This is a genomic window from Clostridium sp. DFI.1.208 (assembly GCF_024463855.1).
GTDB lineage: Bacteria > Bacillota_I > Bacilli_A > Erysipelotrichales > Erysipelotrichaceae > Clostridium_AQ.
Genome location: NZ_JANGCA010000039.1, coordinates 1 through 16089, shown reverse-complemented (window position 1 = coordinate 16089; position 16089 = coordinate 1). Strand labels below are relative to the sequence as shown.

Here is a 16089-nt window from a genome sequence, read left to right as displayed (position 1 = left end):
GAGGAGGAATGAACCTATTATGCGCGTAAGCTATGATACAATGCTGCAGGAATTCAAACGTGTTTTAATGAAGAAAGGGTTTCAGGAGGACAGAGCAGAGGCTGCTGCGGCAATCTTTGCACAGAATAGTCTGGCAGGAGTCTATTCGCATGGGTTGAATCGTTTTCCAAAGGTTGTGGAGTATTTGGAAAAGGGAGAAATAGATCCGGATAGCAAAGCGACATGTGAGCTGGAGCTTGGAGCCTATGAACGCTGGAACGGACATCGCGGCTTTGGCCCACTGAATGCCAGACTGGCTATGGAAAGAGCCTGTGAGCTGGCAAAGCAGCATGGTATCGGTATGGTGGCCCTGGCCAATAACAATCACTGGATGCGCGGTGGGAGCTATGGATTTCAGGCAGCGGATGCGGGGTGTATTGGTATCTGCTGGTCAAATACAAAGCCGAACATGCCTGCATGGGGTGGTGAGGATCAGAGAATAGGAAATAATCCACTGGTTTTTGCAATTCCGCGCAGCAATGGACAACACGTTGTAATCGATTGCGCGATGTCTCAGTTCTCTTATGGAAAGATTGAAGATTACAGGCTGAAGGGCTTGCAGCTTCCGGTGCCTGGCGGATATGATTCCAATGGACAGATGACAAGGGATCCAGGTGAAATATACAAAACAAAAAGAGTGCTTCCTATGGGCTTCTGGAAGGGGAGCGGGATTTCGATTGCACTGGATATGATAGCAAGTGTGCTGACATACGGGAATGCGGTGCATACAATCGGGACCTTTGAAGATGAGATAGGACTTTCTCAGATTATGATTGCCATAGATCCATCGAAGGCAAATACTGAGGAGCAGACCGATGCCATTGTGGATGGTATCATCGATTATATCAAGGCATCCAAGCCGATCGATGTGACAAGGCCTGTTTTATATCCGGGTGAACCAGAGTGGCAAGCGATGGAGGAGAATAGGAAGAACGGGATCCCTGTTATCGAAGAAAAGTGGAATATGGTTCTTGCAATGTGATGTGCAAGAGGCTTCTATAGGTCCAATCGATGTGTGATGGGCCTTTTTCTATACAGTAGAATGAGTATGACGTCTTTACTGTCAGGAAATAAAGGAATATATCCTATGAATAATATTTTGTATAGACAATCTCTACTCAAGATATATTATCCTGTAAGGTACATACAAATACTGATTTATTTGTTATAATAGGATTAACATACAATGAGGTGAGGTAAATGAAAGAGAGTAAGCCAAAATATTTGGAAATTGCAGATGCTATTCATCAAGAAATACGACAGGAAATATATAAGCAGGGAGATAAGCTGCCTGTTGAGAGGGAACTGCAGGAGCGCTTTGGTGCGAGCAGAATGACTATCCGACATGCCCTGCAAAAGCTGGAGCAGCAGGGCGTGGTACGCATTGATCGTGGCCGGGGTGCATTTGTAATGGATTTGATGATTCAAAGAAGTAAGGAGATTCTGGGTGTTACAGAACTCATGGAACGAAAAGGACTGAAATGCCATAGCAAGGTGCTGCATCTGGAAAGGATAAAACCGGATGAGCATATACGTGAGGCAATGAATCTGAAGGAAACGGATGAAGTCTATTTTCTGCATAGAATCCGTTATGCGAATGATGAAGCAATCGCTGTTGAATATGCACATATCAATGCATTATACTGTCCGGGTCTTGAGATGTTCAACTTTGAAAGCTTTTCTTTATATGATGTTTTCTATGAGCATTATCATCTGGATTTATCATGGGCAAGAGATGATATTCGTGCAGACAGCATTCGCGGAGAAGATGCACATATTCTGTTGCAGGCAAAGTCTGGCCCTGCACTGATTGTTTATAATACAGCTTATGATTTGAATAATAACCCAATCGAATATACAAAAACCATTTACAACTATAAAATGTTTACTTATACGGTTGTAAGTACGGAAACTTCAAAAAAGTATAAAAACAAATAGGCTGAAAGACACTGTACAGTGTCTTTTTGCCGAAGGGGGCATGTGTATGAAAAGTACAGAGGAGCAATTGCGAAAGCGTGGAAAAGCATCATCGGACGATATAGAAGAGCTATCATCTTTGGAAGTGAAGAAGCGCATACTTCTGCTATCACATGAAGCAGCATGGATCAGAAGTGCCGCAGCAATCAGCCTGAAAAAAGATGTGGAGCAGGCTGCTGATGAGCTTCTTCAGCAGCTGGAAAAGGAGCAGTGCTTATACACGCGGATAGCAATTTGTGAAACGCTTGAGACAGGTGATCAAAGAACAGCTGAAAAAATGGCTTTGTATCTGGGAAGGATAGGGACAAACCAGTATAAAACAGTTCCCGAGACAGTATCCGCAAAAAAATCCTATCCACTTCCGCGAGATATAATAGCGCGCTGTATGGGGAAAATGAATTCATGTACAGCCTCAGTTTTAGTAGCCGTTATAGAAGGTGACGATAAAGCAAGAGTGAGTGAGGCTTTGGACGCTATGGGGTTTATGGCCTTTTATCACCCGGATATCGCTTCTCCACAAAATTGTGATATACTTTTGCAATTGGCTGAAAAATGGAAGGAAGACTCCTTGATATTATGGAAGCTGCTTCTTTGCATGTCTGCCTTTACCTGTGAAAAAAGTGAAGCGTTTGTTCAGACATATGCAGAAAAAAACGGTATTTTTAAAAAACAAGCCATACGATCCCTTGGTATAATACAGGATAGAAAAAGGAGAAATATAAAATGACACAGAATATTTTTGATAATGACGAATTTTTTTCTGCATATATGGATTTACGTCTGCATAGGAAAAACTATAATGATTTTATGGAGCAGCCGGAGATGCAGAAGCTGATGCCGGATAGTAAAGGTAAAGCAATACTGGATATTGGATGTGGTTATGGGCATAACTGTCTTCATTTTGCAGAAAACGGCGCCGTACATGTTACCGGAATCGATATCTCAGAAAAAATGCTGGAAGAAGCAAGAAAAAACTATGCGCATCCTGTAATTACATATATGCGAATGGATATGGCAGAGCTTGGCTCCTTAAACAGTACCTATGATCTTGTGTACAGCTCTCTAGCCTTTCATTATGCTGAAGATTTCCCTGCCCTGGTGCATGATATTTATAAGCTGTTACGACCGGGTGGCATCCTTCTGTTTTCACAGGAACATCCAATTATAACGGCTACCTATGACGGAAAGGGGCATTATAATCACGATGAGCATGGAGATTGTATTTCCTATACCTTTTCTGATTATGGAAGGGAAGGAAAGAGAAGCGGCTTCTGGTATGTCGACAATGTGGAAAACTATCATCGCAGGATGGGAACCATCATCACTACGCTTGCACATACTGGCTTTTTTGTAGAAGATATGGTGGAAACGCTGCCGGATGAACATGCGCTGCATGAATGTCCGGGTATGATAAAAGAGTTTATTAAACCAAGCTTTCTTATTGTTCGGGCGAGAAAAATGACAAGAGAAATGTGAAAGGCAATGTGAGGATAAGAAATAGTTGCTTACAACGCCTGATAAAATGACTTTAGCTGAGCATGATGACTGCGATGTTATGCGTGCCCGATACATCATCATGATTCCCAGCGGAGTAAAAAAAGCAGGCAGTATCAAAACACGGTTGGAACAGGTGGTTGATCAGGATGTGTCAGCCTCCATTCTGACATTACATCCTCGTTTTACTCTGATTGTGGATGAAGAAGCGGCATCTCTGCTGTAAAGAATAAGATAAAAACCCTGTAAGTTATGGATATTATGTCCTCTATAACCTCAGGGTTTTATTTTGTAAGGTAAGTTCCAAAATGGTTTATACATTATATATATGTTTTATTGACAGGAGAACTGCAAATACAGCTTAGTATTAAGCAAATAGTTCGGATAAGGCTTTTGCTATTTACAGATAAGCTATAGAACTGGCTTTCGCTATTGTTATGCAGCACACAGCATACATAGAGTTATGTAGCTATGCAGGGAGTCTTTGCTTCTTTGAAGCTCGCTGCCATGATTGTCATATCACCACATAAATGAAGTTTTGTGTCAGCGATCTGAAGAAGTGTATCCCAGGTGTTTATATGCTCGTCGTTAATCGTGCCGTTTCCTTTAATTACCGTTAGGAGGTGGAAATCCTTATGGTGTATCGTGGTATCTCCATGCAGCTCTATCTTCTTTAACATAAAGATGCCAGGATCATTTTGGTATACTGTCTGTATACAATCTCTGCTTTGTATCAATTGTATAGGTGTGCTCTGTTTCAATACTTGCGGATAGTATATATACTTCGCAGCCTGTTCTATATGCAGGGGTCGCTTGTGTCCTGATTCATCTGTTCGTTCATAATCATAAAGCCGATATGTAATATCAGATTGACATGTGAGTTCGTATATCAGAGATCCCTTACCTACCGCATGAACGGTTCCTGGCCGTAAATAGAAATAGTCATAGCTGGCACAGGGAAGATAGCGAACTCCATTAAGAAGCTTATGATGTGCAACCGCATCCAGAAAATCCTGTTTCTTTTGCCAGTTGTGTCCCAGGCATAACCGGGAGCCATCACTGTGAATGACATACCAGGCTTCCGGCTGAGCATCTGTTGTGGATGTTTTATCAGGATGCACCTGAATAGATAAATCCTCATTTGCTGCTATTATATTTATACGCAAAGGAAATTCTTTACATGACAGATGAAAATATTCAGGATGGCTCTTATAAAAATCAGATAAGGTATACGCTTCCTCATATATCTCGCAATCACATGAGGAATTCGCACTGGCACAGCTTATTTCACCTATGGATCTGGTATTTGTGAGATGGAATTGGTCTCCCAGTGTATCACTTCCCCATATCCGGTAATGACCAATCGGCTTAATACGATATAGTCGTTTCATATTAGAAGCGGACAAATGTTTTCATGATAGCGACTTCTTTTCCTTCACTTTCTCCGTATGGTGTAATCGTATAAGACCTTATGGTTGCAGGGATACATACGCTTTCCGCGAAATGAATGATGAATGGCGCAAATTGTCCTTCCGGACTCTCGATGAGAGCTTCCTTACCGCTGATTAAATTCAGAGCATTGGTTTCTCCATCTGTGCAATGCGTTGTTTTTCCAGTCATCCAGATTCTTCTGCATTCCAGAAATTGAAGTTCACACAATCCCGTACGTTCTTCTTTATGAACATTGTCTTCTTCTATCAATACCGGATCAAAAGCACATTTTTCTTTAATCCAGCCGGTATGCTTATCCCATTGTATGTTCTTCATACCATGATCAATATGAACAGGTCTTGGAAGTCCATCTAAACCAATTCTTCCCCAATCCCATAATTTAAAAGTGAAAATACAAGGTGAGGAGGAAATTTCTAAGACCATTGTATTAGCTCCGGAACAATGTACTGTACCTGCCGGTATGCTGAAGTGATCATGTTTTTTAGCTGGCAGTTTATTTGCGTATTTTTCAGCTGGAAAATCAATTTTTCCTTCAGATGCCAGTCTGAGATCACGTTCCATCTCTTCACGGTTAGCTTCATCAGTCAAACCGAGATATATGTAAGTTTCTTCATCACTTGCACAATCAAGATAGTAATAGCTTTCATCCTGTGTAAAAGGCATCGCAAAATTTTGCACCATATATTGCTGGTTTGGATGTACCTGCAGGGATAGGTTTCCACCTTCCATCGTATCCAGGAAATCATACCGGATCGGATACTCTGCACCAAATCTGGCAAAGCCTTTTTCACCAATCAGCTGCTTTGGAAAACGCTGCATCAAAGTATAGCCTGGAATATTTACTGAAATATCTTTAAATGTGATGTTTACCTCATTTTCCTGGAACAATAGATTATAACTCCATGCGTAATTGATTCTGTCTTTATCCTCCACATCACAAACTTCCTTCATCCACTGACCGCCCCAGAGTCCTTCATCGAAGAACGGTACTGTTCGAAACGGCTGCTGTAAAAGCTGTGTTAGACCATCCTCAAATGCTTCTCTGTCGATCATGCGCGGATCATTATGCTTTACAGTATCCAGATAGAAGTCAAATTTATCATATAGGCTTTGCTTGTGTACATTACCTATTCTCCAGTCAATGAAATATCCACGTTTGAATTTTCGTATCATGTCTTCATCTGCATTATCTGTATGGAAGTTTGGCAGATGTTCATGACGGTAGCGCATCTGAATTTCCCAGATTGTCATATCCGCAAGAACAAGAATATCACTCTTTGTGATATAGTCTGCAGCAGTACCAAGAATCAAAACATTTCCAGTGGCTGTATCTGCTTCCTCACGGGCATTTGCCAGTCTTTGCGGATCTACTAAATCCATCCACTTTCCATAATAAGCAATTCCATATACACGGTCATCGGTAATGTTACGCTTTAAAAGCTCATAGATCTTATCATTATCATAGAAAATCGTGTCACTGCGAATAATTTTATCAAAAGTCAGATATTTACATAAACCTTCCAGCAGTTCCTCCTGATCTACGCCAATATAGCAATCGACACAAACAATGTTGCGTTCTTTGGTCATTTTGGTTTTGATCCATTTACATATGTCCTCATAACCTTGTACGGCTTGATTGTCATGCCCCTGTATGACAGTGGTGGGGTGCTTTTCGTAATTAGATGCTGATGTTAAATACTTCATATGATATCCTATCCTTTCTGATCCAATATTGCTTATATCATGGGATCTTTACAATTGCATTATAGCATTGAAAAAATATATTGTCTATACAAAAGTATTAGTGTATGCATTATTTTTTATATGTATAAACAAATTATTGACTGCAGGAAAAATTCAAGGTATGATGTAGAAAAGGAGGAAATTATAATGATAGGAATACTTTTGATTTCACATGGACCTCTGGCTCAGGGACTAAAAGAAACGTATTGTTTTTTCAATGACGAAAGTGATTTTCTGGATGCTTTATGTTTACAGGAGAAGGACGATCCGGCAGATTTTCATAAAAAATTATCCTTGAAATGTGATGAGCTGGATCAAGGTGACGGTATTTTGATATTTTGTGACATACCGGGAGGATCTCCTGCAAATCAGGCTCAGATACTACAGGCGCAGGGAAAACATGCGCTTCATATTATTTCCGGCTGTAATCTCATCATGGTACTGGAAGCATATATATCCAGAAACTTTATGGATCTGGATGCATTGTGTAAGCATTGTATCGCAAAGGGAAGAGAAAGCATTATGGAATTGCAGCTCTCAAATGTAGATGAAGCTGATGAAGATGCGGAATTCTAATCGTGTAAGCAAGGATCTTCATATGCATTCTATCTGGAGTATCGATGGAGAGCATGAATGCACTGCATTAATTGAACTTGCAAAGAAAGCAGAACTGGATACGGTTGCTCTTTGTGATCATAATTGTATGCAGGGAATTGATGTAATGTATCGGGAAGGAAAAAAACAGGGAATCGATGTGTTACCTGCGATTGAATTTGATTCTCTGTTTCATGGATATGAAACGCATATCATCGGTTTTCAGCAGCAATATCATACCCCGGTATTCGAACATCTTCATGAAAGAATAAATGAACTGGAATTTGCGGCTCTCAAAAGCAAGGCACAGCGTCTTGAGGAGCTGTACCATGTTGATATGCAGGTTGATACGCTTATGGAAAGGTGCAGAAAGGAAAATCCTTTTCAGGTTATTTATGGAACGTTTTTAGCTCATGCGCAAAGAGAGAATCTGCAGCAGCTGCAGGATTATTATGAAGGTGGTAAGAGGGCGGATAATGCAGTCGTCAATTTCTACTGGGATTTCTGTTCTTATGGGAAAGAGGCGTTTGTTCCTGTACCATATCCGCAGGCAGAGGATGTAATACAATTGATACATGAGTATAAAGGAATTGCAGTCCTTGCCCATCCCGGTGTTGCTTTTTTCAAGAAGGATGCTTTGCTGAATGAAATTTGTTCCATGGGGCTGGATGGCATTGAGGTATTTACAACCTATCACACCATGGATCAGCAGAACTATTTTAAGGAATATGCATTACAAAAGCATTTGCTGATTAGTGGCGGCAGTGATTTTCATGGCAGCTATAAACCGCATATCCGGATGGGAGAGTATGGAATGCGGAAAGAAGATGAACATTTGCTTGATCCGTTACTGGAGAAGCTGAAGTGTCAAATACGATAGGAATGAAAAAAAAGAGAAATCGCGACTGGATTTCTCTTTCTTTTACTGCAGGTTTCTTTCATTGTGTTATTTTAGGAAGCTGAATGCATCCGGATCCGAAATGAAATGTGCATATAAAGGGATTGGATCAACTGGATTTTCCCAAGGGACCTCTTCTGCATTCAATTGCGTTATTCTGATTTCATGTTCATGATACTGTTTATTCAATACGAATTCCGGCAATCCTGAGGCACCTTCCATAACATAGACCGGAGCACCTTTCATTTCCTTCAGATGTCCATATTCACTATTGGCATCTTCAATAATCAGATCACCAAATATAAACGGATCTTTTCCCGTATTGATGGATAAATGGTAATAACCGCTAGGAATGATCAGATAATCCCCAGGCTTCACATTTAACATAATGACCTGAATACTGTTTTCTTCATAGGCAAATAATTCAAAAAATCCTGTACCCTGAAGAACCTCATATGCTTCAATGTGTCTTGTTTTCTTAATCGGATGCACGCCATGAATATGACCGTGAGCTTTCATCATTTCTTTATGAATCGTCTGTGGCATCAGAATGGTATATTCATAACGGATATGCTGACTCTTAAAAATCTCTTTGTGGGCGCTGCGGTAGATACCGTTATACATGTAATACAGAGGATAATCATCATCATAATTTTCAGAATTACGGAATAATTCACGCATATCCTTCATTCTGCGGATTGCGATTTCCTCAATCACAGTATCCGGTGGTACCTGCAATTCTCTTGTTTCGTCATCGAATACAGATGGGATAGTGGATGCTTTTCCAAAATCATAATTCATAATATGACCTCCAATCATTTCTAATTTCATTATTATCATGCTCTGATTTTATTGTCAACCTAGGTGTTTTTATTGCCTTTATATATACAAAGCAGAGGATTGTATGCTATTTTTTTATAGATTTCCGAAAAAACGTAGTTTTATAATATTTTATTTTCTTTATGTTCTAGGACAATGAAGAAGAATGTCTAAAAATCAGCAAAATAAAAAATTTTAAAATTGATAGTACCTTTTTTTATAGCATAACAAATTTAATAAATTTCTATTTTTGTATAGACAATAAAATAATTGTATGTAATAATTTGATTAAGGTTAGTACAAAAAAAGGAGGCTGAACGTATGTCATTTGTTTTTACAAGAGTGGATGATCGGGCAATACATGGCCAAACAGTTACCATGTGGAGCAAGATTTTCCAGAACAACGGTATTCTGCTGGTGGATGATGAAATATCGAATGATCCAACAATGCGTCAGATTTACAAAAATGCTGCAGTGGGAATGAAAGTTTATATTTATACCGTTGAGCAGGCATTGATCAAGGCGAAGCAGGCATCAGAGAGTGAACGAAATTATATTCTGATAGCCAGATCACCTATTGTGTTCGAGAAGCTGGAGAAAGGCGGTGTAAATGTAGGTAATAAAATCACTCTCGGACCGGTATCACAGGAAGAAGGCAGAACCCTTCTAGCTCAGTTTACAGCATTAAATGATGAAGAAATACAGGCGTGCGATTATCTTTCTGAAAAAGGTAAAGAAATCGTATTCCAGAATATTCCTTCTACACAGGCAGTTGATTGGAAAACCGTACATCATAAATAAAAACATAGGAGAGGAGTGAGTCGTGTGAGTATATTACAGGCAGTACTGATTGCTCTGTTCAGTTATTTAGCAGCAGAGTGTGTACCAGTTCTTATGGGGGATTTTGGAGGATATTATGTTTTAAGTAAGCCGCTGGCTTCCGGATTGATCGTTGGAATTATTCTTGGGGATGTTTCAACAGGTGTCACTGTGGGAGCAGCTGTTCAGACAGTATATCTTGCCACAATGTCTGTTGGTGGATCCATTCAAACAGATATCGCAGTTGTTGCTTATCCTGCTGTAGCACTCGGAGTAGTATCAGGTGGAGATGCCAATGTTTCTATAGCACTTGCCACAACCTTAGGAATCGTTGGTATACTAATCTGGAATGGTATGGAATTCTGTAATGTGTTCTGGGGCAATATGGCTGTGAAAGCTGCAGAAAAAGGTGATTATAAGGGTGTTATTAAATATCATGTCTTTGGTGCACAATTAACTACCTTCCTGCTTCGTTTTGTTCCGGGATTTCTCGTTTTGTACTTTGGTGCAGACTATGTAATCAATCTGACGAATGCTGCACCGGCTTGGACCATTCATGCACTGGAAATTGTAGGTGGCGTATTACCAGCTGTTGGTATCACAATGATTACCAGCTTGTTAATTAAGGATGGAACATACTGGGTATATTTCCTGACAGGCTTTATTCTCATAACCTATTTTGAACTAAGTATGGTTGCTGTGGCTGTAATTGCTGTGATTTTTGCGGTAATCGCATACAAGCTTCTAGGCAGAAGTACTCCTGCTGATCAGGAGGAAGACGATATGGAGGTTGAATTCTAATGGAACAGAAGAAATTAAAGAAATCAACATTGATGAAGAGTTATTTAAACTGGTCATTTTTCCATCTTACATCTCTTGGCTTTGAACGTATGGAGGCATTTGGCTTCCTGCATAGTATGCTGCCAATCATAAAGGAATTGTATGGAGACGATAAGGAAGAGGAAATAAAGGCATTAAAGCGACATAGTGTTTTCTATAATGTTGAGCCGATTCTAGGCAGTGTGGTACCCGGTATTGTTGCGGCACTTGAGGAGAATCGTGCCAATGGTGCAGAGATTGATGATGGTATGATTAATGGTGTGAAGGTTGGTCTTATGGGACCGCTATCAGGAATAGGAGATAGCTTTTTCCAGGGATTGATGTGTCCGATTTTCTTGAGTATTGGTATCTCTCTTGCAGCTGATGGAAGTATTGTAGGTCCTCTGTTCTACATATTTACCATGTTTCCTCTGATTGTTGCATTCTCTTATATTGTATATTTTAGAGGGTACAGGTTAGGAATTGAATCGGTCAATATGTTTCTGGGGAAAAATGCGAAACGGATACAGGAGGCATTCTCTATCCTTGGTCTGATTGTAACGGGTGCAATAGGTGCCAGCTTTGTGGCATTGAGTGTAAATATCACCATAGTAAAGGATGTAACTGTACAGGGATTTTTGGATGGTGTATTCCCATCTGTACTGCCTTTGCTGCTGCTGATTGTGACTTGGATTCTGATGGTAAAAAAACATGCAAAGGCAACGCATCTGATCATTATCTATATTATACTGGCATTTTTAGGAGCCTTTACAGGCATTATTTAAATCATAGGTGCTGCTGAAGACTTAGTATAGGGATAAGCATCCATGATAAATACATTTTAGCTCTTCATTTTTATACGAATAAAAGGGAGCTTTTACTTCCATATTACTCCTCCCCTGAGTACCGCAAAGGTATAAGGAACAACACTGGTAGAAAAGAGATAATGAAAAAACGAACAGGTACATGAACATACATATAGAAAAAGAACATGAAACAGGCTCTGCTTCACTCTCGAATATTATAAAAAGGGTAATTCTAATAGTGGCTGATACGACAGCCTAGAATTACCTTTTTCTAAATTTGAAAATCAGCATACTCTCATATTTTTTTTGCATCATGCGTTAAATCGCATACTTCATTCAGTAGTCTGCTGGTTTTCCTGCTGTAAAAGCGCCAGATAATCACCATAGCCCTTTTCCTCCATCTCATAGATGGGAATAAACTTCAATGCCGCACTGTTGATACAATAGCGCATCCCGCCGCAGTGCTGCGGGCCATCATCAAACACATGTCCCAAATGGGCATCGGAATGCGTACTGCGCACCTCTGTTCGACGCATACCTCCACTTATATCACTTTTTTCTTTAATCAAATTACTATGAATCGGCCTCGTAAAGCTCGGCCATCCGCAACCGGAAACGAACTTATCCGTAGAAACAAATAGCGGTTCTCCACTGACGATATCGACATAAATTCCTTTATCAAAGGTATCCCAGTAGGCATTTCGATAAGGTCGCTCTGTCGCATTTTCCTGTGTTACTGCAAATTGCTCTGCACTCAGTCTCTGCTTCAGCTCCTGCTTATCAGGCACCGGGAAACGGTGGGGCTCTGCTGCTTCTTTCTTTTCAAATTTCCAGGCGGGTATATGACAATAACCATCCGGATGCTTATCCAGATAATCCTGATGACAGGTCTCTGCGGAATAGAAATTCTCCAGAGACTGATGCTCTATAGCAAGCGGCTGATCATAGGATCGTTGGAGCTTATCTAAGGATTGCTGTATGATCTCTGCGTCTCTGGGATTTGTATAATAAATACCGGTGCGATATTGAGAGCCGATATCGTTTCCCTGACGATTCACGGATACTGGATCGATGATGGTGTAAAACTGGCTCAAAAGCTTCTCCAGCGAAAGTGCGTTTCTATCATATAGGACATGTACGCACTCTGCAAAGCCTGTATCATTCGTACAGACATCCTCATAGGTTGGATTATCAGTCGTTCCGTTCGCATAACCACACTCCGTAAAGCGGACGCCTTCAAGGGAGGATAGGAATTTCTGTACACCCCAGAAGCACCCGCCAGCCAGAAATATCTCTGCTTCTTCATCATGCTGTATGTCTGCCTGAATATTTACCTTCTGAACCGGCTGTTCGCTTTTTCTTGTAAACAAATAAAACAGTAAAAGTATCCCTGCGGCGGCGAATATTAAAAGTACCATGTCATATCATCTGCCTTTCTTTCATATAGTAGCTGTTGTCATCATAAACTGCATGTGCACGCTTCAACACTTACAGCATCCCCAGTGGATAAAAAATTATACATCAAGGTATAAAGGAGAAAAATGCGGCAAGAATTGTATAAGAAACTGTTACAATCACAGCAATTCTATGATAGACTAAAGCTGAAATGGAAAGGAGTATTGCTATGGAGTTTAGAAGAATCAAGCCGGAGGATTATAAGGACATCCATGCACTGAATGAGAAGCTGGGGTATTCCTATGATGAGGACAAGGTGTATGAACGCATCATCTCCATCCTGGAAACAGGAAGTGACTTTATCACAGTTGCGGAGGATGAAGGTAGAGTCATCGGTTATATTCACGGCTCACCTTATGAAACACTGTATTCAGATAAGCTGGTTAATATTGTTGCTCTGGTAGTTAGTGATGATTATGCGGACAACGAGGAAGTACGTCAGATTTATGATGTGTTTGAGACCAGAGTACGGAAAAACGGATATCGCGGTCTTCGTATGACTGCGAACATCAGAAGAAAAAATCTTTTCAAGCTGCTGAGCCAGCATGGATTTGAGAGTCACAGCGATCTGAAGCATTATTTAAAGTATTTCGATTAGTATTGATGGTTATTGAGGGAAAGAATGCGACTGCGATATAACAGGGATTATATCGTTTTTATTTTGCTTTCACATACCGTAGTATCCTCAAAAAGCATTGCATTTCGTGAATATGGGACTGCAGGAGCGTATGGGTGAAGCAGCAAGACGTATTGAGGTCGTTTTTTTGAATTAAGCGGTGTGAAAGCATTCCTATTATGTAAAGACTTCCGATGATATACAGATAAAAAAGGAAGCGCAAGCGATTGTATCAAACAATAGAGCCTGAACTTCCTTATCTCAAGCAGAAGGTAATAACAAAGTACCTGCTGGCTTCGTTTATATGTATTTTATATGCGCTACCTATTATCGGCTACTTTGTTTTTTTAATGCCTTCAGATTGCTGGATCTTGGGACCTTTCTCAGCTTCTCCAGATTTTGCGCCAGTATCTTTTCATAGGAGGATGTCAGCTCCGGTTCATAGAAACGCTTATGTTTCAGCCTGTCCGGCAGATACTGGATACGATTCCAGAGATCACTGCGTTCATAATCATATGTTTCATCCTCATCCATATTAACCGGTGTGAATCGCAGATAATCCGGCACACTGTAGGAGGTATGGCGAAGGGTGCTCATAGCGGCATCGATTGCATGCTCTGCACTTTTTGATTTCGGAGATAAGGTCAGATCGATAACAGCGGCCGACAGGATGATGCGCGCCTCAGGAAAGCCGACTCGCTTTGCAGCATCAATCGCTGTTGCGCACCGTGCCACCGCAGCAGGATTTCCCAGACCGATATCTTCATAGGCGGTCACAAGCAGTCTTCGCTCGATACTGTCCATATCATTTGCTTCAATCATGATGCCCAGGTAATACAGGGCAGCGTCTACATCACTGCCGCGAATGGATTTCTGAAAACCGCTTAAAACATCATAATAGCCGTCTCCATCGCTGTCCATGCTCATATTTGGAAATTGGGAATATTGAGAAACAAGCTCCTGTGTGATGATACCGTCACTTGCGAGTGCACATATTTCAAGAATATTGAGGGAGTAACGAATATCTCCATTGCTGTGCCGTGCTATGATATGCAGTGCTTCCTCCTCAATCTGAACACTGTCATTAAGACCGTCAGGATGATGAATGGCTTTCATCAGTGCCTGCTCGATATCCGCTTGCTGTGCCTGCTTGATTTCAAACAGATGACAGCGGGAACGGATGGCTGGATTGATGGCATGAAGCGGATTGCTGGTTGTTGCGCCAATCAGTGTAATATTGCCGTTTTCGACATGAGGAAGGAGAAGGTCCTGCTTATCCTTATTTAACCGATGCACCTCATCAATAATTACGATAAGACCTTCATAAAATTTTGCTTCCTGAAAAATGGTTTCCAGATCTTTCTTATTTCCGGTAACTGCATTAAACATCCGAAACGGCAGCTCCAGCTCATTTGCAAGCACCATGGCGAGCGTTGTTTTTCCGGTGCCTGGTGGTCCGTAGAAAATCATGGAGAATAAGCGTTTTTCAAGAACACACCTGCGAAGAACCTTGCCTTCACCAATCAGGTGCTGCTGTCCGATAATATCATCCAAATGCTGCGGTCGCATCCGAAACGCCAGTGGCTGCTTCATACACATTCCTCCCTTCATGTACGTACTATTTTATCATAAAATCAAAGAAAAAGGGGCATCGGCAGGGAATTCTACCCAAGCAGATGCTCCAGAAGGATTTTTGTTCCAATCAATATCAGAATGATGCCTCCCAGAATGCCGGCATATTTCTCCAGGAGATTGCCGAGACGATTTCCCAGATAGACCGCAAGGAAGCTGAGAACAAAGGTAGTCAGTCCGATGATGACGATCGCAGTCCAGATATGTACCTGTAAAAATGCAAAGCTGATACCGACTGCAAGAGCATCAATGCTAGTCGCAACGGCCAGAATCAGAATAGTTTTTAATGTCAGTGATTTATCATCACAGGCCTCTTCCTCACCGCGAAAGGATTCCCGTATCATATTGCTCCCGATGATAGCCAATAAGCCAAATGCAATCCAGTGGTCAATGGAAGCGATGAATTCCTGAAAACAGCTGCCTGCCCACCAGCCAATCAGTGGCATAACAGCCTGAAATATGCCAAAGAAGAAGCCGAGTGTGAGTGCATAGCGCAGAAGCTCCTCTTTCTTCATTGTCATACCTCTTGCGACGCTGACCGCAAATGCGTCCATGCTCAGCCCGATACCGATCATGAAAATAGAAAATAAACTCATATCCTTATCCTCCTGAATGAAAAAGAGACTCATACGTGAAAAACACACGCATAAGTCTCGTTATTTAATACTTAAGCCAGATTCACTGTGAATCATTATGTTGACCTAACTACTCAAATGTGAGCTAACTACTCCCTTATAAGCCTGTACATCATATCAGATATAAATGAAAAATGCAACCTCAGAGTGCATTTTCATTACTTAGCTGAAGTGAAAAGTTAAATTCCACTTTCAAAGTAGCTAAGTAGAAAAGACTCTTACACAACAATCTAGTTGAATTTACACTTACAATTGCATTTAGTCTTTCATATATCCTTTTTTATATCTATG

Annotated in this window: 17 protein-coding genes; 11 read left to right on the top strand and 6 right to left on the bottom strand. The window is 40.8% G+C overall.

Annotated features, from left to right (window positions below):
* Positions 1-19: 19 nt before the first annotated feature.
* From yiaK to NE665_RS17160, 5 genes are all read left to right on the top strand, one after another.
* A complete protein-coding gene (yiaK, locus tag NE665_RS17180) occupies positions 20-1021 on the top strand; it encodes a 3-dehydro-L-gulonate 2-dehydrogenase (RefSeq protein WP_117443904.1) in 1002 nt (333 codons plus the stop codon).
* Positions 1022-1239: 218 nt separating this feature from the next.
* The gene (locus tag NE665_RS17175; protein WP_002606518.1) at positions 1240-1977 is read left to right on the top strand and encodes a GntR family transcriptional regulator; all 738 of its coding nucleotides are present in this window, start codon (positions 1240-1242) and stop codon (positions 1975-1977) included.
* A 46-nt stretch (positions 1978-2023) separates the two neighbouring features.
* The gene (locus NE665_RS17170; protein ID WP_117443903.1) at positions 2024-2743 is read left to right on the top strand and encodes a hypothetical protein; all 720 of its coding nucleotides are present in this window, start codon (positions 2024-2026) and stop codon (positions 2741-2743) included.
* Complete coding sequence (locus NE665_RS17165; RefSeq protein ID WP_117443902.1) at positions 2740-3492, top strand: class I SAM-dependent methyltransferase; 753 nt, start codon at positions 2740-2742, stop codon at positions 3490-3492. Before NE665_RS17170 ends, NE665_RS17165 begins: the two co-directional genes overlap by 4 nt.
* Positions 3493-3517: 25 nt before the next feature.
* Complete coding sequence (locus NE665_RS17160) at positions 3518-3736, top strand: hypothetical protein (protein ID WP_233104738.1); 219 nt, start codon at positions 3518-3520, stop codon at positions 3734-3736.
* A 235-nt stretch (positions 3737-3971) separates the two neighbouring features.
* On the opposite strand, the gene NE665_RS17155 is transcribed toward NE665_RS17160, so the two are convergent.
* Positions 3972-4901 carry a type I phosphomannose isomerase catalytic subunit gene (locus tag NE665_RS17155; protein WP_117443901.1) on the bottom strand — a complete coding sequence of 310 codons (930 nt, stop codon included), beginning with the start codon at positions 4899-4901 and terminating at the stop codon, positions 3972-3974.
* Between the two features lies 1 nt (position 4902).
* Positions 4903-6666: a class I mannose-6-phosphate isomerase gene (locus NE665_RS17150; protein WP_117443900.1), complete on the bottom strand. Its 1764-nt coding sequence runs from the start codon at positions 6664-6666 to the stop codon at positions 4903-4905.
* Positions 6667-6852: 186 nt separating this feature from the next.
* Between NE665_RS17150 and NE665_RS17145 the strand changes: the two genes are divergently transcribed.
* The gene (locus NE665_RS17145) at positions 6853-7281 is read left to right on the top strand and encodes a PTS sugar transporter subunit IIA (protein WP_117443899.1); all 429 of its coding nucleotides are present in this window, start codon (positions 6853-6855) and stop codon (positions 7279-7281) included.
* Between the two features lie 22 nt (positions 7282-7303).
* Positions 7304-8179, top strand: coding sequence for a PHP domain-containing protein (locus tag NE665_RS17140; protein ID WP_233104737.1), 876 nt, complete (start codon positions 7304-7306; stop codon positions 8177-8179).
* A gap of 66 nt (positions 8180-8245) precedes the next feature.
* Here the strand turns inward: NE665_RS17140 and NE665_RS17135 are convergent, their stop codons facing one another.
* Positions 8246-8998 carry a glucose-6-phosphate isomerase family protein gene (locus NE665_RS17135; protein ID WP_117443898.1) on the bottom strand — a complete coding sequence of 251 codons (753 nt, stop codon included), beginning with the start codon at positions 8996-8998 and terminating at the stop codon, positions 8246-8248.
* 339 nt (positions 8999-9337) lie between these two features.
* On the opposite strand from NE665_RS17135, the gene NE665_RS17130 reads away from it, so the two are divergent.
* The 3 genes from NE665_RS17130 to NE665_RS17120 are packed head-to-tail and all read left to right on the top strand — an operon-like array spanning position 9338 to position 11439.
* On the top strand, positions 9338-9817 hold the full coding sequence (locus tag NE665_RS17130; protein ID WP_117443897.1) for a PTS sugar transporter subunit IIB: 480 nt from the start codon (positions 9338-9340) through the stop codon (positions 9815-9817).
* 24 nt (positions 9818-9841) lie between these two features.
* The gene (locus tag NE665_RS17125; protein ID WP_117443896.1) at positions 9842-10636 is read left to right on the top strand and encodes a PTS sugar transporter subunit IIC; all 795 of its coding nucleotides are present in this window, start codon (positions 9842-9844) and stop codon (positions 10634-10636) included.
* Positions 10636-11439, top strand: coding sequence for a PTS system mannose/fructose/sorbose family transporter subunit IID (locus tag NE665_RS17120; RefSeq protein WP_117443895.1), 804 nt, complete (start codon positions 10636-10638; stop codon positions 11437-11439). The genes NE665_RS17125 and NE665_RS17120 overlap by 1 nt, the downstream gene beginning before the upstream one ends.
* Before the next feature lie 353 nt (positions 11440-11792).
* Here the strand turns inward: NE665_RS17120 and msrB are convergent, their stop codons facing one another.
* Positions 11793-12878, bottom strand: a complete 1086-nt coding sequence (gene msrB, locus NE665_RS17115; RefSeq protein ID WP_117443894.1) for a peptide-methionine (R)-S-oxide reductase MsrB — start codon at positions 12876-12878, stop codon at positions 11793-11795.
* Positions 12879-13084: 206 nt separating this feature from the next.
* Between msrB and NE665_RS17110 the strand changes: the two genes are divergently transcribed.
* Positions 13085-13513, top strand: a complete 429-nt coding sequence (locus NE665_RS17110) for a GNAT family N-acetyltransferase (RefSeq protein ID WP_117443893.1) — start codon at positions 13085-13087, stop codon at positions 13511-13513.
* A gap of 345 nt (positions 13514-13858) precedes the next feature.
* Here the strand turns inward: NE665_RS17110 and NE665_RS17105 are convergent, their stop codons facing one another.
* Entirely contained in the window at positions 13859-15124 is a 1266-nt protein-coding gene (locus NE665_RS17105) for a replication-associated recombination protein A (RefSeq protein ID WP_117443892.1), read from the bottom strand.
* Between the two features lie 71 nt (positions 15125-15195).
* On the bottom strand, positions 15196-15759 hold the full coding sequence (locus NE665_RS17100; protein ID WP_117443891.1) for a manganese efflux pump MntP family protein: 564 nt from the start codon (positions 15757-15759) through the stop codon (positions 15196-15198).
* Positions 15760-16089 lie beyond the last annotated feature (330 nt).

What these genes read in the sequence shown, in the direction of transcription:
- NE665_RS17105 (WP_117443892.1), bottom strand. Translation starts at nt 15,124, where the DNA reads ATGAAGCAGCCACTGGCGTTTCGGATGCGACCGCAGCATTTGGATGAT.
- NE665_RS17130 (WP_117443897.1), top strand. Translation starts at nt 9,338, where the DNA reads ATGTCATTTGTTTTTACAAGAGTGGATGATCGGGCAATACATGGCCAA.
- NE665_RS17135 (WP_117443898.1), bottom strand. Translation starts at nt 8,998, where the DNA reads ATGAATTATGATTTTGGAAAAGCATCCACTATCCCATCTGTATTCGAT.
- msrB (WP_117443894.1), bottom strand. Translation starts at nt 12,878, where the DNA reads ATGGTACTTTTAATATTCGCCGCCGCAGGGATACTTTTACTGTTTTAT.
- NE665_RS17145 (WP_117443899.1), top strand. Translation starts at nt 6,853, where the DNA reads ATGATAGGAATACTTTTGATTTCACATGGACCTCTGGCTCAGGGACTA.
- NE665_RS17140 (WP_233104737.1), top strand. Translation starts at nt 7,304, where the DNA reads ATGCATTCTATCTGGAGTATCGATGGAGAGCATGAATGCACTGCATTA.
- NE665_RS17120 (WP_117443895.1), top strand. Translation starts at nt 10,636, where the DNA reads ATGGAACAGAAGAAATTAAAGAAATCAACATTGATGAAGAGTTATTTA.
- NE665_RS17150 (WP_117443900.1), bottom strand. Translation starts at nt 6,666, where the DNA reads ATGAAGTATTTAACATCAGCATCTAATTACGAAAAGCACCCCACCACT.
- yiaK (WP_117443904.1), top strand. Translation starts at nt 20, where the DNA reads ATGCGCGTAAGCTATGATACAATGCTGCAGGAATTCAAACGTGTTTTA.
- NE665_RS17165 (WP_117443902.1), top strand. Translation starts at nt 2,740, where the DNA reads ATGACACAGAATATTTTTGATAATGACGAATTTTTTTCTGCATATATG.
- NE665_RS17100 (WP_117443891.1), bottom strand. Translation starts at nt 15,759, where the DNA reads ATGAGTTTATTTTCTATTTTCATGATCGGTATCGGGCTGAGCATGGAC.
- NE665_RS17175 (WP_002606518.1), top strand. Translation starts at nt 1,240, where the DNA reads ATGAAAGAGAGTAAGCCAAAATATTTGGAAATTGCAGATGCTATTCAT.
- NE665_RS17170 (WP_117443903.1), top strand. Translation starts at nt 2,024, where the DNA reads ATGAAAAGTACAGAGGAGCAATTGCGAAAGCGTGGAAAAGCATCATCG.
- NE665_RS17110 (WP_117443893.1), top strand. Translation starts at nt 13,085, where the DNA reads ATGGAGTTTAGAAGAATCAAGCCGGAGGATTATAAGGACATCCATGCA.
- NE665_RS17155 (WP_117443901.1), bottom strand. Translation starts at nt 4,901, where the DNA reads ATGAAACGACTATATCGTATTAAGCCGATTGGTCATTACCGGATATGG.